The organism is Pseudactinotalea terrae (genome assembly GCF_009733845.1).
Classification (GTDB): Bacteria; Actinomycetota; Actinomycetes; order Actinomycetales; family Beutenbergiaceae; genus Pseudactinotalea; species Pseudactinotalea terrae.
Genome location: NZ_WNXZ01000001.1, coordinates 178,409 through 200,624, shown reverse-complemented (window position 1 = coordinate 200,624; position 22,216 = coordinate 178,409). Strand labels below are relative to the sequence as shown.

At 72.2% G+C, this 22,216-nt stretch carries 18 protein-coding genes; 7 read left to right on the top strand and 11 right to left on the bottom strand.

Going from position 1 to position 22,216, the window contains the following annotated elements; translation table 11 throughout:
- Positions 1–68: 68 nt before the first annotated feature.
- From GPA03_RS00945 to GPA03_RS00920, 6 genes are all read left to right on the top strand, one after another.
- Positions 69–3,215, top strand: a complete 3,147-nt coding sequence (locus tag GPA03_RS00945; RefSeq protein ID WP_156250138.1) for an FtsX-like permease family protein — start codon at positions 69–71, stop codon at positions 3,213–3,215.
- 61 nt (positions 3,216–3,276) lie between these two features.
- On the top strand, positions 3,277–6,030 hold the full coding sequence (locus GPA03_RS00940) for an ABC transporter permease (RefSeq protein WP_156250137.1): 2,754 nt from the start codon (positions 3,277–3,279) through the stop codon (positions 6,028–6,030).
- Positions 6,027–7,001 carry an ABC transporter ATP-binding protein gene (locus GPA03_RS00935; protein ID WP_156250136.1) on the top strand — a complete coding sequence of 325 codons (975 nt, stop codon included), beginning with the start codon at positions 6,027–6,029 and terminating at the stop codon, positions 6,999–7,001. The genes GPA03_RS00940 and GPA03_RS00935 overlap by 4 nt, the downstream gene beginning before the upstream one ends.
- Complete coding sequence (locus GPA03_RS00930; RefSeq protein WP_156250135.1) at positions 6,998–7,699, top strand: ABC transporter ATP-binding protein; 702 nt, start codon at positions 6,998–7,000, stop codon at positions 7,697–7,699. Before GPA03_RS00935 ends, GPA03_RS00930 begins: the two co-directional genes overlap by 4 nt.
- A gap of 17 nt (positions 7,700–7,716) precedes the next feature.
- Positions 7,717–8,724 (top strand): GDSL-type esterase/lipase family protein, encoded by a 1,008-nt coding sequence (locus GPA03_RS00925; protein WP_162458213.1) that lies wholly within the window; start codon positions 7,717–7,719, stop codon positions 8,722–8,724.
- Positions 8,721–9,284, top strand: a complete 564-nt coding sequence (locus tag GPA03_RS00920; RefSeq protein ID WP_156250133.1) for an adenine phosphoribosyltransferase — start codon at positions 8,721–8,723, stop codon at positions 9,282–9,284. Before GPA03_RS00925 ends, GPA03_RS00920 begins: the two co-directional genes overlap by 4 nt.
- A gap of 6 nt (positions 9,285–9,290) precedes the next feature.
- On the opposite strand, the gene GPA03_RS00915 is transcribed toward GPA03_RS00920, so the two are convergent.
- Complete coding sequence (locus GPA03_RS00915; protein WP_156250132.1) at positions 9,291–10,448, bottom strand: NAD(P)/FAD-dependent oxidoreductase; 1,158 nt, start codon at positions 10,446–10,448, stop codon at positions 9,291–9,293.
- A gap of 543 nt (positions 10,449–10,991) precedes the next feature.
- Positions 10,992–12,842, bottom strand: coding sequence for an HNH endonuclease signature motif containing protein (locus GPA03_RS00910; RefSeq protein ID WP_156250131.1), 1,851 nt, complete (start codon positions 12,840–12,842; stop codon positions 10,992–10,994).
- Between the two features lie 343 nt (positions 12,843–13,185).
- Between GPA03_RS00910 and GPA03_RS00905 the strand changes: the two genes are divergently transcribed.
- Positions 13,186–13,629: a hypothetical protein gene (locus tag GPA03_RS00905; protein WP_156250130.1), complete on the top strand. Its 444-nt coding sequence runs from the start codon at positions 13,186–13,188 to the stop codon at positions 13,627–13,629.
- Here the strand turns inward: GPA03_RS00905 and hemL are convergent.
- From hemL to GPA03_RS00860, 9 genes are all read right to left on the bottom strand, one after another.
- Positions 13,615–14,940, bottom strand: a complete 1,326-nt coding sequence (gene hemL / locus GPA03_RS00900; protein WP_156250129.1) for a glutamate-1-semialdehyde 2,1-aminomutase — start codon at positions 14,938–14,940, stop codon at positions 13,615–13,617. The two genes, GPA03_RS00905 and hemL, sit on opposite strands and share 15 nt — an antisense overlap.
- Entirely contained in the window at positions 14,937–15,911 is a 975-nt protein-coding gene (gene hemB / locus GPA03_RS00895) for a porphobilinogen synthase (RefSeq protein WP_156250128.1), read from the bottom strand. The genes hemL and hemB overlap by 4 nt, the downstream gene beginning before the upstream one ends.
- On the bottom strand, positions 15,908–16,639 hold the full coding sequence (locus tag GPA03_RS00890; RefSeq protein ID WP_156250127.1) for a uroporphyrinogen-III synthase: 732 nt from the start codon (positions 16,637–16,639) through the stop codon (positions 15,908–15,910). The genes hemB and GPA03_RS00890 overlap by 4 nt, the downstream gene beginning before the upstream one ends.
- A complete protein-coding gene (gene hemC / locus GPA03_RS00885) occupies positions 16,636–17,532 on the bottom strand; it encodes a hydroxymethylbilane synthase (protein ID WP_156250126.1) in 897 nt (298 codons plus the stop codon). Before hemC ends, GPA03_RS00890 begins: the two co-directional genes overlap by 4 nt.
- Entirely contained in the window at positions 17,529–18,770 is a 1,242-nt protein-coding gene (locus GPA03_RS00880) for a ferrochelatase (protein WP_156250125.1), read from the bottom strand. Before GPA03_RS00880 ends, hemC begins: the two co-directional genes overlap by 4 nt.
- On the bottom strand, positions 18,767–19,459 hold the full coding sequence (gene hemQ, locus GPA03_RS00875; protein ID WP_156250124.1) for a hydrogen peroxide-dependent heme synthase: 693 nt from the start codon (positions 19,457–19,459) through the stop codon (positions 18,767–18,769). The genes GPA03_RS00880 and hemQ overlap by 4 nt, the downstream gene beginning before the upstream one ends.
- Before the next feature lie 68 nt (positions 19,460–19,527).
- Positions 19,528–20,439 (bottom strand): carbohydrate ABC transporter permease, encoded by a 912-nt coding sequence (locus GPA03_RS00870; RefSeq protein WP_156250123.1) that lies wholly within the window; start codon positions 20,437–20,439, stop codon positions 19,528–19,530.
- Positions 20,436–20,906, bottom strand: a complete 471-nt coding sequence (locus tag GPA03_RS00865; protein WP_156250122.1) for a hypothetical protein — start codon at positions 20,904–20,906, stop codon at positions 20,436–20,438. The genes GPA03_RS00870 and GPA03_RS00865 overlap by 4 nt, the downstream gene beginning before the upstream one ends.
- Positions 20,890–22,179, bottom strand: a complete 1,290-nt coding sequence (locus GPA03_RS00860; protein WP_156250121.1) for a glycoside hydrolase family 28 protein — start codon at positions 22,177–22,179, stop codon at positions 20,890–20,892. The genes GPA03_RS00865 and GPA03_RS00860 overlap by 17 nt, the downstream gene beginning before the upstream one ends.
- Positions 22,180–22,216: the final 37 nt, after the last annotated feature.

Here is a 22,216-nt window from a genome sequence, read left to right as displayed (position 1 = left end):
GCTCCGCGACGCCGGGTGTGATCTCGGTTACCGTTGCGCCTGCAGCAGGGGGATTCGGAGGCAACGGAGTGCGCACAGGCGGGTACGCGTGGCGCCGTTCGCGCGCCCGCACCGGGCTGGTCGCGCTGCTCACCGCCATGGCGGCGCTCGTGGTGCTCGCGCTGGCGGGCACGCTGGCGTTCCTCGAGGTGTCCTCGACGGCGGGGGTCCGGGACGCGATCTCCGCGTCGCCACCTGCGGCGCGGGTGCTCCAGGTGCAGACGCGCCTCGCCGACGACCCGGAGGCTCAACGCTCGGGAGCCGACCAGGTCATCGACGACCTGCTGCCCGAGGGGGCGACGACCTGGTCCTCGATCCGGACGCCTCCGATGCCGATCGTCGACCGCACCGAACGGGCGACGCTCCTGGTGGACGATCGGATCGCCGACCACGCCACCATCCTGGCGGGCACGTGGCCGACCGGGGCTGACGAGACCGCGTTGCACGCCGGCGCCGCCCAGACCCTGGGGATCGAGGTGGGCGACGTCGTCGGGGTCACCGCCGAGGACGCACGGACGGACCTGACCGTCGTCGGCATCTGGGAACCTCACGACGCCGAGGACACGCACTGGGCCGGCGACCTGATGCTGCGGACCGGCGCGGACCCGCTGGAGATCGACACCTACGGCCCGTGGGTGGTCGGCATGGACACCGTCGAGCCGCTGGCGCTCGCACCGTTCGTCCGCTGGACGATCACGCCCGGCAGCGAGCTGAGCCCGCAGGCGCTCGACGGCTGGCTCCGCGGCCTTCCCCGGATCACCGGGGCGCTCGACGACGCGGATCTGACCATCCGCGGTGTCACCAGCACAGGGTCGCTCGCCACCACTCTCCTCGATGCCCGCGACGGCCTCGCCTCGGTGCGGGCATCCAGCGCGATCCCGCTGCTCGTGGTGGCGCTGGTCTCGCTGGTGGCGCTCTGGCAGATCACGAGGTTGCTCGCCGCGATCCGCGAGCGCGAGACCCTCGTGCTCCTCTCCCGTGGCGCCTCGCCCCGGCAGCTGATCGGCATCGGAGCCCTGGAGGGCGTGGCGGTCGCGTGCGGGGCACTGCTCGGCGGCGCGGCCACCGTCATCGGCTTCTGGGATCGCTCCGGCTTCTCGCTCGGCTCCACGGTCGCGGTGACCGGCGCGGTCGTGGTCGGTGTGCTCGGCGTGATGGTCGCGGCCGTCACGCGCGCCGCTCTGACCGGGCTGCATCCCGAGGGCGAGAGCGGTCGTGCCACCACCGCCCTCGCGGGCAGCGCGCTGGTGCTGGTGGCCGCGTTCGCCGGGTTCTCGCTGTGGCGGTTCATCCGCAACGGCTCGCCGCTGGTGCCTGGCACCCGAGCGATCGACGTGGTCGCCGTCGGTGCGCCTGCACTGGCCCTGATCGCCGTCGCGCTCGCGACCGTCGCCCTCGCCGGTCCTGCGAGCCGCGCGCTCACCGCGGTGGCGGCCAGGCGCAACGGCTTCTCCCCGGTGACCGAGCTGCGCCAGTCATCCCGCAGGATCACGGTCAACGCCGTCCCCGTGGTGCTCGTGGTGCTGGCCGCGGCGATCGCGACGATCGCGAGCGGCTACGCCGGGACCTGGAACGCGCTGCGTACCGCCTCGGCGCAGGTCTCGGTCGGTGCCGACGTGCGGGTCGAGACCGTCGGTGGCATCGTCCTGAGCCATCCCGCCGGCGTCGCCGAGGTGGCCGCCGCCGCCGGCCCGGGTGCGAGCGCGACCGGTGTGCTCCAGGGCGCGGTGCGGATGGACGAGACCGTCGGGCAGATCACCGCGCTGCCCATGTCCGACATCGGCGTCTCGTCCGCTCCTGGCACGTTGCTCGACCCGGTGGTGCCGTTGCTCACCCCGGGATCGGATCCGCTCCCAGGCATCGAGCTGCCCGACGGCGCCGAGTCCCTCACGTTCGACGTCACCGTCTCCGCCGATCATCCCGAGCTCGGCCACCCCTCCCGGGGGGTCGAGCTCCAGGCCTGGCTGGCCCAAGGATCGGAGCTGATCAACCTGACCCTCGGATCGTTCCGCGTGGCTGCCGGCGACCGGCAGGGGTGGAACCCGGACACGGACGAGTGGGTCACCATCGAGAACCCCGACCGCGGCCGGCCGGTCTCGGAGGTGCTCGAGGTGTCCCTGCCGCCCGGGCAGTGGCGCCTGATCGCCGTCGACACGCGCATGGAGGCGAGCTACTCACCCACGACCTGGCACGTGGCCGTCGACGCGGTCTCGGCCGGCGGGACCGAGGTGCTCACCGGCAACGAGCTGACCTGGGACCCGGCCGTGCTCCCGGCTCCGCGCGATGCCGCGCCGTTCGAGTCCGAGGCCACCATGGCTTTCACCGGCACGTTCACCGGCGATGTGACCGGCCCGTACGACCAGCTGGTGCCGACCACCACGCAACGCTTCATGCCGGTCTCCGAGTCGGGCCTGGTGCTGCCGGTCGCGACCACCCCTGGCTGGTCCGACCAGATCCGACCCGACGGCTCCGACCTGGTGGTCGGCACGATCCCGGTGCGGGTCGAGCAGGTCGCCGCGATGCCCGTGGTTCCGGGCAACCCGGAGGCCGCCGCCGTCCTCGCCGATCTCGGAACGCTCCAGAACATCCTGCTGCGGACCTCGACCGACGTCCCCGCGATCAGCCAGGTCTGGGTCGACGGCGGCGATCGAGCACCGTCGGCGCTCGCCGGAGCCCTGCGCGTCGATCTGCCCCCGCAGACGACGATCGTGGCTGCGGGCGAGGGCATCACCGACACCGTGGCGGCGCCGGCTCGGATCGTCTACTGGGTGGCGGCGGTGTGTGCGCTGCTGCTCGCGCTCCCGGCGATGGTGGCCGTCGCGATGACGCAGGCCGCCTCGCGCCGCGGTGAGGTCGTGGTGCTGCGAGCGGTCGGTGTGGGTGCCGCCCAGCAGGGCCGTTCGCGCAGCCGTGAGCTGCTCGGGCTCGAGATCGGGGCGCTGCTCGCGGGTCTGCTCGCCGGGTGGCTGCTGAGCCTGCTGATCATGGTCCCGCTGATCCGCTCGACCGCTCCGCAGGTCTCCCCGGCGGTGCCGCTGGGACTGACCTTCGACTGGCCGCCGGGCATCGCGATGGTCGCGGTGATCGCGCTCGTGGTCGCGGCTGTCGCGCTCTGGTACGGCGCCCGCGTCCGCAGCCAGGCCCGTGACACCACCTGGCGGGAGGAGATCCGATGAACACCCCACGACGTTCTGCTCCCCCGCTCCGCTCCGCCGCACAACGTCGCGAGGACCCCGTATGAGGCTCCGGCTGCTGCTGCGCCAGGCGACCAGCTCGATCGGTGCCTCGATCGCCATCATGGTCATCGTCGCCGTCGCGGCCGGCCTGTTCACCGCATGGCCGCGGCTGTCCCGGGCGACGTTCGCCGACGAGGTGACGTTCCAGATGGCGCAGACCAACGCGAATGCGCGCGCGTTGACCGGCACCGCGCTCGGTTGGCCCGTCGGTGCCTTCGACACCTCGACCACGTATGCGGCGGCGCTCGACGCGGTCGAGGGCGTCGTCGACGAGGCTGGACCGATGCTGCGCCCGAACCTCGGCGACCCGGAGCTGCTGATCTCGGTGGGCATGCCGCCGGTCAACCCGACCGGGACCGGGATGCCGTTCGACGCGCCGACACCCCGCCCCGCCGACCTCGCCGGCCGGTTCTTCGAGCTGCGCGCCATCGACAGCCTGCTCGAGCACGCCACGATCGTCGCCGGGACCGAGCCTGCGGCGTGGCCGGGGCTCCAGCTCGACGCCAGCGGTGATGGCTCGACAGCACCGGCGACGCAGATCGAGGTGATGTTCTCGGTTCACACGGCACAGCGTCTCGGGGTGAGCGTGGGCGACGAGCTCAGCGGCTGGCCGAGCCCCGAGGCGCCGGCCTCGCCCGAGGCCGCGGAGCCCGTGGTGGCCGTCGTCACGGGACTCTTCGAGGCCACGGACCAGGACGAGGAGTACTGGCAGTTCCAGGTCAGCGGTCTGACACCACGCATCGCCTCCGACCCGAACGCGGGCGACTTCGCCATCGGCGCTGCGTACGTTCACCCCGACACCGCACAGGCACTCAGCTCGAGCGCCCTGCGACCGACCACGAGCGTCTGGATCCCGGTCGCCGTCGGAACCGGAGATGTCGCAGGCCTTCTCGACGACCTCCGGGACGTCACCGCGCGCAACATCCCGCTCGGCGAGTCCGGCTTCGGCGGCGGTCTCCAGATGAGGCTGGGCTCTCAGCTCATCGACGTGCTCGACCGTGCGATCACCTCCCAGCGCGGCACCTCCGCGGTGCTGACCCTCGTGGCCGCCGGGCCCGTCGGTGTGACGTTCGCGCTGCTCGCGCTCGGGACCCGGCTCTCGGTCTCTCGACGGCGCGCCACGCTCGCGCTCGCGAACGCCCGTGGCGGATCACCGTGGCAGATCCGGGGTGCGCTGGCGGCGGAGGGTCTCGTGCTCGGGGTGCCCGCTGCGCTGCTCGGGGCTGCGGCGGCGACCGTGCTGGTGCCGGAGTCGTTCCAGCTGGGCGACTACGGCCTGCCCGCCCTGGCCGCGCTGGCGCCCGCCGTGCTGCTCGCCTCCGAGAAGCTCCCGAGCCTACGCACGCAGCGTGCGGACATCTCCACCCGGTCGAGCAGCAGATGGCGCTGGGTGGCCGAGGTCCTCCTCGTCGCGATCGCCGGTGGGGCGGTCTACCTGCTGCTCAGCCGTGGCCTGCAGGCCACAACCACCACCACGGTCGACCCGCTCACCACGGCGACGCCGCTGCTGATCTCCCTCGCCGCCGCGGTGCTCGCGACCCGGCTGTTCCCGTTCCCGATGCGGCTCGTGCACGCAGCGGCACGGCGCGGGCGTGGCCTGGCGGCGTTCCTGGGGTCGGCCCGTGCGATCCGCGAGAGCGGCGGCGGGCTCGTCCCGATGCTCGCTCTGCTCGTGGGCACCTCGATCGCGATCTTCTCGACGGCGATGCTCTCGACCCTGAGCACGGGGGTCGGCGAGGCCACCCTCGCCGCCAACGGGGCCGAGATGCGGCTCGCCGGTCCGCCGTACTCGGACGAGGTCGTCGCCGAGATCGAGGGCGTCGAGGGCGTCGCCGCGACCGCACGTGTCTTCGCGGAGCCGCAGACCGCGCTCACCGCCGGCGAGTCGACCCGGCAGGCGACCCTCTACGCCGTCGACACCGCGACGCTCGGCATCGTGCAGACAGGCGTGACCGGAGCGCTTGCGCTGCCTGCGGGGATGGCTGCCCTCGAGGGCGAGGCCATCCCGATCGTCCTGTCGAGCGCGCTCCTGCCCGAGGAGGACGGCCTGGACCTCAGCGTCCGGATCGGCTCCCTGGTACCGGTGACGCAGGTCGGCACGGCGGCCGCCGCCGCGGGGTTCGCCGAGGGGCCGCTGTGGGCGGTGGTCGACCTCGAGCTGCTGCGGGAGGTGACCGGGCAGAACCTCGTGCCCCGCCTCCTGCTGGTCGACCTCGAGCCCGACGCCGACGTCGACGCCGTGACCACGGAGGTGAGCCGGATCGTCGGCGGCATCGGCACGATCGCGACGTCGTCGGGCCAGCAGTCGGCGTTCCTGTCCTCGCCGAGTGCGATCTCGATGCAGGTGGGCTTCGTGGTGGCGCTCGTGGTCAGCGTGCTGCAGTCGGTGCTGGCACTGGTGCTGACGCTGGTGCTGGCCGCTCCCGAGCGGGGCCGGCTCGTGGCCGTGCTGCGCACCCTGGGCATCGGTGCGCGCGACTCACGGCGCCTGGTCTCGTGGGAGCTCGTACCGCTGGGGATCGTGGCGCTGGTGGTCGGCACCGTGCTCGGGCTGGCGCTGCCGCATCTCGTGGTGGCGACCGTGGACCTGTCGCCGTTCACCGGGCAGTCCTCTCCCCCGGTCGTCTACGACGGGGGGCGGCTCGCGCTCGTCCTCGCCGGGGTGCTCGCCATCCTCGGTCTCACACTGCTCGTCGCCAGCGCGGTGGCCCGCAGACTGTCCCTGTCCGTGCTGCGCATCGGAGACGCGACATGAGCACATCCACCGCCCAGGAACCCATCGACGGCGCCACGACGCGAGTCAGCGGAGGCGAGATCGTGTGCGAGGACCTCGTGCGCATCTACGCGGCCGACGGCATCGAGGTGCAGGCCCTCCAGGGACTCAACCTGCACGTCGAGGCCGGCGACCTGGTCGCGATCGTCGGGGCGTCCGGGTCCGGCAAGTCGACGCTGCTGACGATCCTGTCGGGACTCGACACCCCGACGGCAGGACGGGCGTCGGTGGCCGGTGTGGACCTGCTGACGCTCGGCGGCAAGCGGCGCGTCGCCTACCAGCGGCACACGGTGGGGTTCGTCTGGCAGCAGACCTCCCGCAACCTGCTCCCGTACCTGAACGCGCTCGAGAACGTCGCACTGCCGATGGCGCTCGCCGGGCAATCGGCGAAGGCGATCGACGAGCGGGCTGACGCGCTGCTCGAGATGCTGGGCGTGAGCCACTGCCGCGACCGGCGCCCCGGCGCCATGTCGGGCGGTGAGCAGCAGCGCACGGCGATCGCGGTCGCCGTCGCGAACTCGCCTCAGGTGCTGCTGGCCGACGAGCCCACGGGTGAGCTCGACGAGGCCACGAGCGCCGAGGTGCTCGAGATGATGCGCACCGTCAACGCGGAGACCGGGGTCACGGTGCTGATCGTGACGCACGACCCGACGGTCTCCGAGCACGTGCGGCGCACCGTGCAGATCCGCGACGGGCGCACCTCGACCGAGGTGCTGCGCCGCCGTGAGACCGACGAGCACGGCGCGGAGCTGCACGTGGCTGAGGAGTTCGCGGTGCTGGACAAGGTGGGGCGGATGCAGCTGCCGCAGGACTTCGTGAGTGCGCTGGAGCTGAAGGACCGCGTACGGCTCACGCTCGAGGAAGACCACGCGGGCGTGTGGCGCGACGGGCGTCACGGCAAGCCCGGTCCTGGCGGCGACGAGCCCACGGATCAGCAGGAGGAGGAACGATGAGCGGGTCGCCGGCACTGACCGGGCGGGGCCTGAGCAGGGTGTTCAGCACGCCGTCGGGCGATGTGCACGCCCTCACGGAGGTGAGCCTCGAGGCGCACGCGGGCGAGCTGCTCGTGGTGCGAGGGCCGTCGGGGTCGGGCAAGACCACGCTGCTGAACCTGCTGGGCGGACTGGACCGGCCGACCTCGGGCACGGTCTGGCTCGGCGAGTCGGAGCTGACCGCGATGAGCGAGGCCGAGCAGCTGGATGTACGACGGCGGCGGCTCTCCTACATCTTCCAGTCGTTCGGGCTGATCCCGGTGCTGTCCGCGGCCGAGAACGTGGAGGTGCCGCTGCGGCTCGTGGAGACCCCGGGCGACGAGCGCGAGAGACGGGTGGCCGAGGCGTTGGAGCTCGTGGGGCTCGCAGCGCACGCGAACCAGCGGCCGTACGAGCTCTCCGGTGGCCAGCAGCAGCGGGTCGGGATCGCAAGGGCGTTGGCGTCCGCACCGGAGATCCTCATCGCCGACGAGCCGACCGGGCAGCTCGACTCCGCGACGGCGGCCACGATCATGGACCTGCTCGCGGAGCTGGTGCACGAGCGTGGGCTCGCGGCGGTGGTCTCGACGCACGACCCGCTGCTGATGGGGCGCGCCGATCGGGTGCTCGAGCTGCACGACGGGCGGGCGCGGCCACGTGGGCGGCACACCGCCGCGTGAGGGTAGGTTGGGCGATCGTGACCACCGAGCTGCGACCGGATGTCCGACCCGATGCCTGGCGGGGTGCCGCCGGCTGGGAGCACCGTGGCGGCGCTCAACGCGCCTGGCGGATCCTCCCCGAGCTGGTGGGCAGGGCGTTCTCGCCCGAGCTGCTCGCCAAGGCGCGCGAGGCTGCCGGGGTACGGCTCGACGTCGTCACGGATGCGGACTCGGTCCGGATCGAGGGTGACCTGACGATCGAGCTGGACCGCGACCACCGGATCGACGTGCTGGTCGACGGCGAGTTGCACGAGCGCGTGGACCTGGCGCACGGCCCGCTCGGCCTGACCGTGGCGCTGCCTGGCGGGGAGCACCGGGTGCAGGTGTGGCTGCCGCAGGTGGGCGACCTGTGGATCCGGTCGGTGCAGGTGGCGGGCGCGGTCTCGGCTGCTCCCGTTGCCGCGGCTCGGTGGACCACCTACGGGTCCTCGATCACGCAGTGCAGCACAGCGGCGGGCCCGAGCGAGACGTGGCCGGCCGTGGTGGCGCGGGCGCTCGACTGGGACCTCACCTGCCTCGGGTTCGGCGGCCAGTGCCACCTCGACCCGGTGGCCGCGCGTACGATCGCGGCGATCCCGGCGGACATCGTGAGCCTGTGCCTGGGCATCAACGTGCAGGGTGGCGCCACGATGTCGACCCGCACGTTCGGCCCGCAGGTGGCCGGGTTGATCGACCAGGTGCGGGAGGCGCACCCGGAGGCGCCGATCGCCGTCATGACTCCGATCGTCTCGCCGCCCCGCGAGAGCACCCCGAACGTCACAGGTGTGACGCTGGAGTGGATGCGTGAGGCGATCGCCGAGGTCGTCGCCGGTACCGCCGACGACCGGCTTCACCTCGTGGATGGGCCGAGCATCATCGGCTTCGACGACGTGGACCTGCTGCCAGACGAGCTCCACCCCGACGCCGTCGGCTACCGCCTCATGGGCGAGCGTCTCAGCGCCGTGCTGGGCCCCCTGCTGGCAGCCGAGCCCGTGAGCACGGTGTGAGCGACGCGAGGGCCGCGGTGGTCGAGCGGGCTGCGGCGGCGATCATCGAGCGCACCCGGTTGACCCCGGACTTCCCCGAGCCCGGGGTGCTGTTCCGGGACCTGACGCCAGTGCTGTGCCACTCCGACTCGCTCGGCGTGGTGGCGGAGGCGATCGCTTCTCTGGGTGGCGAGGCGGACCTCTACGCGGCGCTGGAGGCGCGCGGGTTCCTGCTGGGGGCGGCCGCTGCCGTGGCTGGTGGCGGTGGGGTGCTGCCGCTGCGCAAGCCCGGGAAGCTGCCCGGCACCGGGACCGACGCGTTGCTGGTGCAGGGCTACCAACTCGAGTACGGCTCGGCGTCCCTGGAGCTGCAGCCGGCCGACGTCGGGAAGGGAGCACGGGTCGTGGTGGTCGACGACGTGCTCGCGACCGGTGGCACCGCCGCCGCGGCCGTGGAGCTCGTGCGGCGCGCCGGTGGTGTGGTGACCGCCGTGGTGGTCGCGATGGAGCTCGCCGCGCTCGGCGGGCGGGCCCGTATCCCGGCCGACGTGCCGATCCACGCCCTCACGACCGTCGACTGATCGCGATCAGCGCAGGTCGGTGAGGTCCTCGGGCCTCGGCGTCGTGCCGATCATGTCCCGCAGGGTGTCGTTGACATCCCAGATGCCGACGTTCATGCCGGCGGTGACGACCCTGGCGTCGTCGAGCCAGTAGGCGATGAACTCGTTGTTCGCGAGATCGCCGCGGATCACCACGGTGTCCGACGGTGACGAGTGCCCCACGTACTCCATCGAGAACTCGAACTGGTCGGTGAAGAAGTACGGCTGCCAGTCGTAGGCGACGTCCTGGCCGAGCATCGCCCCCGCCACCGCCTTGCCCTGCCGGATCGCGTTGTCCCAGTGCTCCGACCGCAGCGGCCCGAGGGTGGCGTGCGTGACCAACGCGACGTCCCCGGCCGCCCAGACGTGCGGGTCGGAGGTCTGGAAGCGCGTGTCCGCGACGATGCCGTCGGTGACCACCAGCCCTGCGGCGGCCGCCAGCTCGGTGGTCGGCTCCACCCCGATCGCAGCCAGCACCGCGTCCGCGGCGACAGGCCCTGCGGAGGTGGTCACGCCGTCGTCGGTGACCTCGAGAGCGTCGACCTCGGTGAGGATCTCGACCCCGTGGCCGGTGTGCAGCGCGCGGAGGTGCTCCGCGATCTCCGGGCCAAGCACTGTGGCCAGCGGCAGCCGACCACGCTCGAGAACGGTCACCTCCATGCCTGCCTGCCGCGCCGACGCCGCCACCTCCAGCCCGATCCAACCGCCGCCGATCGTCACGAGCTTCCCGCCCTCGGTGAACGTGGACCTGAGCTTCTGCTCGTCGGCGTGCGTCCGCAGCGTGAGGGCGCGCTCGCCACCGGGGATCGACGGCACGCGCGGATCCGCCCCGGTCGCGATGAGCAGGCCGTCGTAGGGCAGCTCCTCCCCGGTGCTCAACGTGACTTTCCGGCCCTCCAGGTCGATGCCGGTCGCCTCGGTGCCCGTGACCACCCGGGTGTCCCGCTCGCCGTACCACTGCGCGTCGTGAAGGACGTCGAACTCGCTGTTGCCCTGCAAGACGTCCTTGCTCAGCGGTGGACGCTCGTACGGCAGCACCGGCTCGTCACCGACGACGGTCAGTTCCCCTCTGTACCCCTCATCTCTGAGGGTCTCGACGGCGTTGGCTGCGGTCAGCCCGGCTCCGATCACCACGATGCGGTTCATGACCCCATCCTGCCGCCGGTGCGGTGGTCGTGCTCTGGCTTCGCCAGCGCGGGGGCACGTCCACGGACGTACGCCGTGTCACGGTCCGTACCCCGGCGGGGCTGTTCTGATGGCTCCGGCCCCGATTCGGGAGCCCCGCCTCGTGGGGGCCAGGCTCACGGCATCCCCGACCTCGCTCCGCGAGATCGTAGATCCGCGGCCACTTCGTAGATCGCGATCTACGATCTCGGCGTCGATCCACGATCTCGGCGGAGTGGACGGCGTCGGGGCGGGCGGCGTCGGGGCGGGCGGGCTCGGGGTGGGCGGCGTCGGGGGCGGTGCGCTGATGCTGCACGCGGCCGCGAGCGCGAGCCAGAAGATGGCCCGGCTGCGAGTGCAGCTGGCCTCTGGGGAGCTGCTGCGGTTCCCCGGGGCGACCCACCCGCTCTCGGCAACGGAGCGCTCGCTGCGGCCGCTCGACGCCCGCACGAAGACGCTGTCACCTCTGCGGACATGCCCGTGTCCCCGCCTCCTCGTGGGGTGGCGGGGTTCGGGGCGGGTCGTTCAGAAGGGTGGTGGGCCGAGGTCGTCGAGACCGTTGCGGCGCTCGCTCTGGTCGGCAGGGTTCAGGGTCTCGAGTCCGTCGATGGCGTCCCAGCCGTGCATGCCACGCTGGCGACGACCGCCGCGTGCTGCTGTGGTGGCCTCGACCCGGTCGCCAGTCCCGTCGTCGCCGTGGGGTCCGTAGCGGTTTCGGTGTCGGGTGAGGTAGTCGACGGTGCCGTCGCGGTTGCGGCGGATGCGTAGCCCGTGCGGGGTGCGCCACAACACCGCCCCGTTCGTCAGGATGATGTAGCTGAAGCCGTGGTGGGTCTTGAGGTTGTGATGCCGTTGACACAGCAGCCGCAGGTTACTGGTCTCGGTCCGACCACCCGCGCCCGGGTCAGCGTGGTCGTAGGGCTCGACGTGGTCGTCCTGGCAGTAGAGGGCTTTGGCACGACAGTTGGGGAAGATGCAGGTGCCATCGCGGAGCCGGATCTGTTCCTTGATCCGGCCCGGGACCTCGTAGGAGTCGGCCTGCTGGTAACCGTTCAGGTCCAGCACCGGCTTGACGGTCACCCGGGTGCCCGGATCGGCACACCAGGCCCGGATCGTCTCAGCGGTGACCGGGGTCGCGGTGTTCTCCACCCGCCCCACCCAGACCGGCACCCGCCACCCATCACCACTCGTACCGCAACCCGAACTCCCGCCACCTGCGCCGCCGGCGCCACTGCCACCGCCGCTACCGGCGTCGCCTCCGCCGTGACCGCCGTGACCGTCGCGGTAGCTGCAGTCGCCGTCGTTGCCGACGCAGCTGTCGTGATGGGCGCTGCTCTCGGTGCCCCCGGCGGTGCTGGTGGTGTCGGGGTACTGGATGATCGGGGTGGTGCCGCGGCCGATCGCGTCATAGATCGCTGCATCGGTCAGGTGCGCGTACAGCACCACCTGCCGCTTGGGCCGCACCCGCTTGCCCGCCCGCACACCCGCGGTGCTACCGCCGCCATCGCCGGCCTCGCCAGCACTGCTGCCACCGCGTTCGCCGCCCTCGAAGTCGGCCGGGTGGTCGGTGGCGGGTTGGCCGGTGAAGGTCAGGTGTTCGCGGGCGAGCTCGCCCAGGGCGCGGGCGCGGCGCACGTTCAGGGGGTCCTGCGACCCCCACGCGGCCAGCTGCTCGGCGCAGTGCGACAGGGCTGCTTCCAGGTCCAGCGCATCGGGCAGGTCCACCCACCCGTTGACCGGGGTCAACCCGGCCAGGGTGGTCTCGTCCAGGTGGATCTGGACATCGCGCTGCTCGGCGCGCTCGGCCGCGAGCTGCTCAGCCAGCTGCGCGTCGTGGCGGGCCATCGCGGTCGCGATCAGTCCTTCCAGCTGGTGGCCGTTGACCCGGTCAGCGGCCGGGGCGATCTCGCGGTCCACGAACGCCGCCCCCAGCTTGGACAGCTGGCGGGTGGACTGCGCGACCCGCCGCGCCTGCCACGGCCTGACCTCACCAGCGACCACCCGGGTCCAGACCGTGGGGAGCCGGAACGCCAGCTCCAACGCATCCGCCAGCAGCCGCTGCGCGGCCTGGGTGCTCATGCCCAACGCGATCCCCAACTCTGCCACCGCGGCCCGGTCCACATCCGGCACCCCCTCCGCGGTGACCTCCAGCGCCTCCGGCGCCGATCCCTGCGACGTGGCCGCGTACCAGGTCGCTGCCTCACGCCCGAACAACGGCGGATTCAACACCGCCCAGTCCACCGCATCCACCAGCACCTGCACCTCCGCAGCCACCGCACGCACCCGCGCCGCCCGCGCCGACCCCAGCACCTCATCAGCATCGCGCGCCACCGCAGCAGGAGCCACGGTGGTGCGAGGAAGGGCGGTCGTGGTCATGAATCAAACCTATGTTCGACCACCGACATCTGGGCACAACCGCACCCAAGCGCCCCCGACAGCGCCGTCGAGCCGGGGCGCTCAGTCGCAGGAGGTGTGGTGGTCATGAATCAAACCTATGTTCGACCACCGACATCCCGATCGCGGGTGGGCGAGCGCTGGTCAGCCGTCGACCATGGGGTCGCGGCCACGGGACCGGACCCTCGACCTCCGCCTCGGCCCGCACGAATCAGTGGTGCGTGCGCCAGTCGCCCTCCACGAGAGCGTGCCGGATGAAGATGTCACGCGCGTCGGTCACCGACCGACCAGGCGTTGCACCCCTCGCGACTGACAGAATGACCCGATGTGCACGACCGTCATCTGGGCGATCAACGCTGCCGCCTACGGTGAGTCGCTGCTCCACGCGACCGAGCGCAGACTCGGCGTGGCGCCGCAGCCCACCACGACACGCATCGCAGCCTCGTGCGTGCGCCCGAGCGCCGTGCACTTCACGCTGACGCGGCGGATGTGTGACTGCGACGCGCTCGTCGGCCTCCGCGATCGACCCGCCGAGCCTGGTGAGATCCCCGCACCCGCACTGCTCGGCTGGCTCCACGACCTCCCCAGCCTCGCACCGCACGTCACCCGGCTCGCGGTGCTGCCGGCATGGAACCCTGCCGATGTCGTCACGCCCGCGCGCGCACTGAGCGTGAGCATCTCCGCCGTCGACGAGCCACTGCTGCGCGACATCCGCGCCGATCACGTCGTGGCGATCGAGTACGCGCCCAGCGTCTCAGGCGGGCGCTGACGCTCCGGCCACGGCCCGCGCCGCGGCCGGGAGTGCCTCGATGATCTGCCCGACCGCCTCCTCGTCGTGAGCGGCGGACACGAACCACGCCTCGAACGCCGAGGGCGGCAGGCTCACGCCCGCCTCGCGCATCGCGTGGAAGAACGCCGGGAAGCGCCAGTGCTCGCTGGCCTGCATACCCGCGTAGTCGCGCGGCCCGGGCGTCCCGCCCCACAGCGCGGGCTGCCCGAAGGCGACCGAGAACAGGTTTCCCGCGCGCTGCACGTGCGCCGCCACCCCGGCGCCTCCCAGCGCCCGCTCGACGGCGGTGCTCACCTCGTGCGCGACCGCGTCCAGCCGGGCGTAGACGGCCTCGTCCGCCAGCCGCAGCGTGGCCGCACCGGCGGCCAGCGCCACGGGGTTCCCGCTCAGCGTGCCTGCTTGGTACACCGGCCCGAGCGGCGCGAGCTGGTCCATCAGCTCTGCGCGACCGGCCAGCGCCGCCACGGGCAGGCCGCCGCCGATCACCTTCCCGAAGGTCAGCAGGTCGGGCTCCCAGCGGGTCTCGAGGCCGCGCTCGATCCCCCACCAGCCGCAGCGGTGCACCCGGAACCCCGTGAGCACCTCGTCGGCGATCACCAGCGCACCGTACGTGTGCGCCAGCGCGCACAGCTCCGCGTTGAACTCCGGCTCGGGCGGCACCACGCCCATGTTCGCCGCAGCCGCCTCGGTGATCACGGCGGCGATCCGCCCCGGGTGCATGTCGAACGCCGCCCGCACCGCCTCGATGTCGTTGTACGGCAGCACGATCGTCAGCGCCGCGAACGGCTCCGGCACACCGGCCGAGCCCGGCAGGCCGAGCGTCGCCACACCGGATCCCGCAGCGGCCAGCAGCCCGTCCGAGTGCCCGTGGTAGTGCCCGGCGAACTTGATGACGAGGTCCCGCGAGGTGGCGGCCCGCGCCAGCCGGATCGCCGTCATCGTGGCCTCGGTGCCGGTGGAGACGAACCGGATCTTCTCCGCCACCGGCACCCGCTCGCGCACCAGCTCGGCCAGCTCCGCCTCCGCCGGCGTGGACGCCCCGAAGGACAACCCGCGGCCGGCGGCCTCCTGCACCGCCGCGACCACCTCGGGGTGCGCGTGCCCCAGGATCGCCGGACCCCACGACCCCACGAGGTCGACGTACTCGCGCCCGCTCACGTCGCGCACCCGCGCACCCGCAGCGGACTCCAGCATCAGCGGGTCTCCCCCGACCGCGCCGTGCGCCCGCACCGGCGAGCTCACACCACCCGGCATCAGCCCCCGTGCCCGCTCGAACGCCTCCGTGCTCATCGCCTCGTCCACTCCGCCAGCTCCATCGCCCAGTAGGTCAGCACCGCGTCGGCTCCCGCGCGCACGATCGAGGTCACCGACTCCATGATCGCGGCCTCGCGCGCGATCCACCCGTTCGCTGCAGCGGCCTCGAGCATGGCGTACTCCCCCGACACCTGGTAGGCCCACACCGGTACCGGGCTCGACTCGGCCACCTGTCGCAGCACGTCCAGGTACGGCAGCGCGGGCTTGACCATGACGATGTCCGCGCCCTCCTCGACGTCCAGCGCAGCCTCCAGCAACCCTTCGCGCGCATTGGCCGGGTCGAGCTGGTACGCCCTCCGGTCCCCCTGCAGCTGGGAGTCCACCGCCTCGCGGAACGGGCCGTAGAACGCCGAGGCGTACTTCGCCGAGTAGGCGAGAAGCGCGACGTCGGTCCGCCCCGCCTCGTCGAGCGCCTCGCGCACGTGGGCGACCTGCCCGTCCATCATCCCCGACAGCCCCAGCAGCACCGACCCGGCCTCCGCCTGCGCCAGCGCCATCTCGGCGTAACGCACGAGGGTGGCGTCGTTGTCGACCCGGCCCTCGCCGTCGAGCACACCGCAGTGCCCGTGGTCCGTGAACTCGTCCAGGCACAGATCCGTCGAGATGACGACGGCGTCCCCCACCTCCTGCACGACGGCCGCCGTCGCCCTGTTGAGGATCCCGTTCGGATCGGTCGCGCCGGTGCCCGTGGCGTCCCGGTGCTCGGGGACCCCGAAGATCATGAGACCGCTGATGCCGGCCTCGGCGGCCTGGGTGGCGGCCCGCCGGAGCGAGTCGAGCGAGTGCTGCAGGACGCCCGGCATCGAGGAGATCGGTCGCGACTCCTCCCCCTCGATCACGAACACCGGCAACACCAGCTGCGCCGCGTGCAGGCGGGTCTGGCTCACCAGAGCCCGCATGGCCGCGGACTGGCGCAGCCGTCGTGGGCGGAACGGGATCGCACTCATGCAGCACCTCCTTCGTCGTCGTGCGCGGGAACGAGTCGTTGTGCGGCGCTGATCAGCCCGGCCACCGACGGCGTGGGCGCCACCGCGCTCACGGTGAGGCCGACGGACCGCGCATCCTCGGCGGTCTGGGCACCGATCGCCACCAGCTGGGTGCCCTCGCTCACGCCTACCTCCGCGAGCCTGCGCGCCACGCTGCCGCTGATCACCAGCGCCACGTCAGCCTTGCCGGTCCGGACCGCGTGCTCCTCGCTGGAGCTCAGCCGTGCCGCTGCCGTCCGGTACGCGACCACGTCGTCCACGTCCCAGCCGGCCGCGCGCAGGCCGTCGGCCAGCAGCGGGCGCGCGATGTCGGACTTCACGGCGAGCACTCGACCATCAGCGGGCTCGAGCCACCGGTCCAGCAGCGCCTGCGCGCCCCCGTCACCGACCAGGTCGACGGCGAAACCCGCCTCCTCCAGCGCGGTCGCCGTGGCATGCCCGACCGCAGCCACCTTGGTGGTCCTCGGCAACGTCACGCCCTCGAGGGCCGGCACGGCGGCGGCGCTGGTCAGCGCGAGCCAGGCATAGTCACCCTCGCTCAGCCGGGTGAGTGCCTGGTTCAGCTCGATCGACGGCGCGGGTAGCACCTCGATCAGCGGCAGCACCCAGGGAGTGAGCCCCGCCTCCGCCGCAGCGGCAGCGACCGTGGCACCCCAGCTACCTCCGCGCGGGATCAGCAGCACGCTCATCCGGAGCCCGCCTGCAGCCACTCCTGGACACCCGCCTGTATCAACGAGCGCGCGGCACGCACCCCGATCGCCTCGGGGTCGGTGAGCCGGTCGTCCAGCCGGGCGCCGTGACGGCGCTGCCCGTCGAGCGAGTACGCCACCGCCCGCAGACTCACGCGTCCGAACCGGACCGTCGCGCTCGCCGCCAGCGGCGCCGAGCATCCGGCCTCGAGCTCGGCGAGGAAGGCCCGCTCGACTGCCACGGCCTGCCCGGTGCGCTCGTCGTCGACCTGCTTGACCAGGGCAGCGATCTCCTCGTCGCCGGTGCGTGCCTCCACCGCCAGCGCACCCTGCGCGGGTGCGGTGGGCCACTCGAACACCTCGGCGATGTGCTCCTGGCGTCCGATCCGTTCGAGACCGGCAGCAGCCAGCACCACGCCGTCGAGAGCACCGTCGGTCACCATCGCGAGCCGCGTGTCCACGTTGCCGCGGATGTCCACGACCTCGAGGTCCTCGCGTGCCGCGAGCAGCTGCGCCCGGCGCCGCGGCGACCCGGTCCCCACGCGTGCACCCGCGCGCAGCTCGGCGAGCGGGGCCTGGGCGCAGAGCACGTCGCGGTGATCGGCCCGCGCGGGTGTCGCGATGACCTCCAGCCCCGGGTGCGGGGCCGTGGGCAGATCCTTGTAGGAGTGCACCACGATGTCGAACTCGCCCGCGAGCAACGCCTCGCGCAGCCCGGCGGCGAACACCCCGGTGCCACCCAGCGTCGACAGCGACGCCCGGTTGGTGTCCCCCTCGCTGCGCATGGGTACCATCTCGACGGCCACGCCCCGGGATCGCAACGCGTCCGCCACCGTGCCTGCCTGGGTCTGCGCGAGCACGCTCGCGCGGGTGCCGAGACGGATGGTGGTCACGGCGCGATACCTGCCAGCGCCGGAGAGAACGGTCGTCGCGCGTTCGCGCAGCACCCGGGCCGGCACACGTCGATGTCGGGTCCCAGCCCGGTCAGCGCGGCACGGCGCTGGGCCGGGCGCGCCTCCACGCGTTCGCGCACCAGGTCCGCGAGCCCGGCCACGAACGCCGGGTGCGTGCCCGGCGTGGCCACCCGGATGGCGTCGAGCCCGTGCTGGGCCGCGGTCTCCATCGCCTCGTTGTCGAGGTCCCACAGCACCTCGAGGTGGTCGGAGACGAACCCGATCGGAGCGATCACGACCGCGTCCGGTCGATCGGCAGCACCCTGCGCGATCTCGGCGATCTCGTCGTTGATGTCGGGCTCCAGCCACGGCTGGCTCGGCGGCCCCGAACGGGACTGGTACACCAACGTCGCATCGACCGCGACCCCCTCGGGTGCGCTCACGCGACCCATGATGACCTTCCCGACGGCGAGATGCTGGGCCTCGTAGGCACCTCCTGGGCCGAGGTCGCGCCCGGGTGCACCGGAGCGCTCCGCGTCCCCGCTCGGGATCGAGTGGGTGGCGAAGAGCACCCGGATGTTCCGACGCCCGCGTCCCGCGAGCTCGGTCACGGCGCCCTGCACGGCCTCGACGAACGGCTCCACGAAGCCCGGGTGGTCGAAGAAGCTGCGGATCTTGTCGATCTCGAGCTCCGACCCCAGCCCGGTCGCTGCCAGCGCGTCGGCGAGGTCCTCGCGGTACTGGCGGCAGGAGGAGTAGCTGGAGTAGGCGCTGGTCGCGAGCGCGAGCAGGCGCCTGTGGCCGGCCTCGTGCGCCTCGTGCAGCGCGTCGGTCAGGTAGGGCGCGAAGTTGCGGTTGCCCCACAGCACCGGCAGCGCCGGACCCGTGCGGGCGAGCTCGGCCTCCAGAGCCTCCCGCAGCTCGCGGTTCTGGTCGTTGATCGGGCTGACGCCGCCGAAGTGATGGTAGTGCTCGGCGACGGCGGCGAGCCGCTCGTCAGGGATGCCACGCCCCGCGGTGACGTTCCTGAGGAACGGCATCACGTCGTCGGGGCCCTCGGGCCCGCCGAACCCGAGCAGGAGCACGGCGTCGTACTCGGTCGGCTCGGTGACGAACGGATCGCCGCACCGAGCCGCGGGTGTCGCGGCGGGCACGGCGGCGCCGCGTGCGCAGGGAGCATCGGTCGCCCTGGGCGGCTTGCCACCTGCGCCCGGGCGCTCGGTGACGGACGGCGTCATCGGAGCACCTCGGCGACCTCGGCCGGCGTCACACGCCGCCCGGTGAAGAACGGGGTCTCCTCGCGGACGTGGCGCCGGGCCTCGGTGTAGCGCAGGTCGCGCATGAGGTCGACGAGCTCGACCGGGTCGTCGGCCTCGAGCGGCAGGATCCACTCGTAGTCGCCGAGCGCGAACGCGGCCACCGTGTTCGTGAGCACGCCGCGGTGCGCGGCACCCTTGCGGCCGTGGTCGGCGAGCATGGTCCTGCGGTCCGTCTCAGCCAGCAGGTACCACTCGTGCGAGCGCACGAACGGGTACACGCACAGCCACCCCTTCGGCTCGACGTCGCGCATGAAAGCGGGCACGTGCGAGCGGTTGAACTCGGCATCCCGGTGGACGCCACCCGCGTGCCACACCGGTGTCAGCGGGGCCAGCAGCGCCGTCCGGCGCAGCGTCCGCAGACCGGCCTGCACGGCGGCGAGGTCCGGGCCGTGCAGCCAGATCATCACGTCGGCGTCGGCGCGGAGCCCGGAGACGTCGTACAGGCCGCGGATGCGCACACCGGTGGCCTCGACGCTCGTGATCGCCTCCTCGAGCTCGGCGGAGTCGCCTGCCGACGGCTCATCGGTGCGGGCGAACGTGGCCCAGAGGGTGTACTCGGTCTGCTGGTCGCTTCCCTGATCGGGCACGGTCTCGGATGCTTCGGTCACCTCTCCACCCTAGGTCGGAACCGAGGTGACACGTCGCGACGTCGCGTCAGCACCGCACCGCCGGCGGCTCAGCCCTTGACCGAGCCGATCAGCGCGCCCTTGACGAAGAACCGCTGGATGAACGGGTAGACGATCAGCATCGGCAGGGTGGCGATCACGATCACAGCCATCTTGACCGACTGCGCAGGCGGAACGACGTCCACCGCGCTGGTGTCGGCGTTGAGCCCGCTGGCGATGATCACGATCTGGCGCAGCAGCAGCTGGATCGGCCAGAGCTCGGAGTTGTTGATGTACAGCACCGCGTGCATGTAGTTGTTCCAGTACGCCACGGCGTAGAACAGACCGATGGTCGCGATCGACGCCAACGACAGCGGCAGCACGATCCGCCAGAACACCCCGAGCTCCGAGCAGCCGTCGATCCGCGCCGCCTCCTCGAGGCTGTCCGGGATCCCCTGGAAGAAGCTGCGCATGATGACGAAGTTGAAGGCGTTGACGGTGACGGGGAGGATCAGCGACCACAGGGTGTCGAGCAGCCCGAGCGAGCTCACCACGATGAAGGTCGGGATCATGCCGCCGCTGAACAGCATCGTGAACACGACCAGGAAGTTGATGACGCGCCGCCCTCGCAGGTAGCGCTTCGAGAGCGCGTACGCCATCAGCGAGGTCACCACCAGGCTGAGGAACGTCCCCACGACCGTGACGAACACGGACACGCCCATGGCCCGGAAGATCGCCGGGCTGGAGAGCACGTAGTCGTAGGCGTTGAGGGTGAGCTCGCGCGGGATGATCACGAAGGTGCGCGTGGCCAGCTCGCCCGGATTCGCGAAGGAGCTGCCGATCACGTGCAGGAACGGCACGAGGCAGATCAGCGCGAAACCCGTGAGCAGCAGCACGTTGACGACCCGGAACACCTTGACGCCGGGACCCTCGCGGCGGACGCTGCGGTTGGTGGTGCGCCGCTGTGTGGGGGCAGTGCTCATGAGACGCTCCTGGGTGCGACCGGGCGCAGGGCGAGCAGGCCCGCGCTGACGAAGAAGATGAAGGCGACCGGATAGAGGATCAGCTGGCTGCCGAAGAGGCATACCAGTCCGGCAGCGAGGAACCACCAGCCCGTATCCCGGCGCCGGGGCCGACGACGCAGCGTCAATAGCCCAGCGGCCGACAGCAGCAGCACCGCGATCAGTGTGAATCCGAACCAGGCGGCCAGCGTGCTGGCCAGGTGGTATGAGTCGGCGCTGCTCAGCTCCTGCAGGCCGAGCATCGCAGGCAGCCCGGACTCGGCAAAGGTCGCTTCCTCGAGACCGTTCATGACGGCGGTGAAGCCACCGAGGAAGCTGGTGGCGGCGACCATGGCGAGCACGCTCACCACCTGCTCAGCGGTTCGGCGCACGGGGACCGCCTCCTGGTTCGCGCCGGCGTCGGCCACCCGCTCAGCCGTCGCCGTCATCACCGCTCCTCACGTCGAGAATCAGACCGTGGCAGTCGGTCGCGGTCACCGGGCTGCCCTCCGCGCCGAGCACGCGCACGCGGGAGAGCTCCGAGTCGACGACGTGCCCGAGCCGGAACCCGGCCCGGACGACCGGCTCGACGCCGTCGGCCATCGCGGGCACACCGGGCTGGGCGTCGTCGGCGAAGGAGATCGAGACGTCGTCGAGCGTGATGTCCTCGAGCGGTTGCTCGGGCAACCCGAAGAGATGGCCGGCCGCTGCGTGGGCGCCGCGCGCTGTCACGTGCGCGATGTGCAGCCTGCGCAGCACCGGGGTGCGCTCGTCCACCGGCCTGGCGGACCGGTCGCGGACGAGCTCGCTCTTGCCATCGTCGCCGCAGTGGTAGAAGGGGTTGACCACGAACGGGCACATGACGCCGTCCATGATCACGTTGGTCACGCGCACGTCCTCGACGAAGCCGCCGCGGCCGCGCCGCGTCTTGATCCTGATGCCGCGGTCGGTGCCCTGGAACACGCAGCCGGTGATCACGACGTTGCGGACGCCGCCGCTCATCTCGCTGCCGATCACGACACCGCCGTGACCGTGGACCATCGTGCAGCCGGTGATCGTGATGTTCTCGCACACGACCCGCGCTGCGGCCGCCTCGGTCCCGGCCTTGATCGCGATGCAGTCGTCGCCCACGTCGATGTGGCAGTCGCTGATCCGCACGTTGCGGCAGGACTCGGGGTTGATGCCGTCGGTGTTCGGCGAGCTGGCGGGGTTGAGGATGCGCACGCCCGAGACGCTCACGTCATGGCACAGTGCCGGGTGCACGGTCCACGCCGGCGAGTCCCGCAGGAAGACGTCGCGGATCGTCACGCGCTCGCACGAGTGCAGTCCGATCAGGGTGGGTCGCGGATGCTCCAGCTCGCGATCGTGCTGACGCCGCCACCAGGCCTCGCCGCCGCCCTCGATGGTTCCGAGACCGGTGATCGCAACCCCGACCTCACCGTCGGCGAAGAGGCACGGCATGTGCACCTCACGGGGCACACCCTCCCAGCGGGCGGTCACCACCGGGTAGAGCTGCGGGTCGGGGTCGAACTGCAGCACCGACCCCACCTCCAGGTGCAGCTCGACGTGCGAGCGCAGCCGCAGCGCACCGGTGCGATGCACCCCCGCGGGCACGACCACCCTGCCGCCGCCGCGGGCGGCTGCGGCGTCGATCTCGGCCTGCAGCCGTGACGTGGCCAGCCCGCGGGATGCCGTCGGGGTGGTCTGGATCGTCTCGTGCACGTCAGGAACCTCTCTGAGCTGGGGTGCTGGGATGCCG

Bases quoted from the DNA above. Each gene is read 5' to 3' on its own strand.
- GPA03_RS00935 (WP_156250136.1), top strand. From the start codon at position 6,027: ATGAGCACATCCACCGCCCAGGAACCCATCGACGGCGCCACGACGCGA.
- hemL (WP_156250129.1), bottom strand. From the start codon at position 14,940: ATGAGCACGGAGGCGTTCGAGCGGGCACGGGGGCTGATGCCGGGTGGT.
- GPA03_RS00865 (WP_156250122.1), bottom strand. From the start codon at position 20,906: ATGACGGCGACGGCTGAGCGGGTGGCCGACGCCGGCGCGAACCAGGAG.
- GPA03_RS00880 (WP_156250125.1), bottom strand. From the start codon at position 18,770: ATGACGCCGTCCGTCACCGAGCGCCCGGGCGCAGGTGGCAAGCCGCCC.
- GPA03_RS00890 (WP_156250127.1), bottom strand. From the start codon at position 16,639: ATGAGCGTGCTGCTGATCCCGCGCGGAGGTAGCTGGGGTGCCACGGTC.
- hemB (WP_156250128.1), bottom strand. From the start codon at position 15,911: ATGAGTGCGATCCCGTTCCGCCCACGACGGCTGCGCCAGTCCGCGGCC.
- GPA03_RS00940 (WP_156250137.1), top strand. From the start codon at position 3,277: ATGAGGCTCCGGCTGCTGCTGCGCCAGGCGACCAGCTCGATCGGTGCC.
- GPA03_RS00930 (WP_156250135.1), top strand. From the start codon at position 6,998: ATGAGCGGGTCGCCGGCACTGACCGGGCGGGGCCTGAGCAGGGTGTTC.
- GPA03_RS00905 (WP_156250130.1), top strand. From the start codon at position 13,186: ATGTGCACGACCGTCATCTGGGCGATCAACGCTGCCGCCTACGGTGAG.
- GPA03_RS00915 (WP_156250132.1), bottom strand. From the start codon at position 10,448: ATGAACCGCATCGTGGTGATCGGAGCCGGGCTGACCGCAGCCAACGCC.
- GPA03_RS00910 (WP_156250131.1), bottom strand. From the start codon at position 12,842: ATGACCACGACCGCCCTTCCTCGCACCACCGTGGCTCCTGCTGCGGTG.
- GPA03_RS00870 (WP_156250123.1), bottom strand. From the start codon at position 20,439: ATGAGCACTGCCCCCACACAGCGGCGCACCACCAACCGCAGCGTCCGC.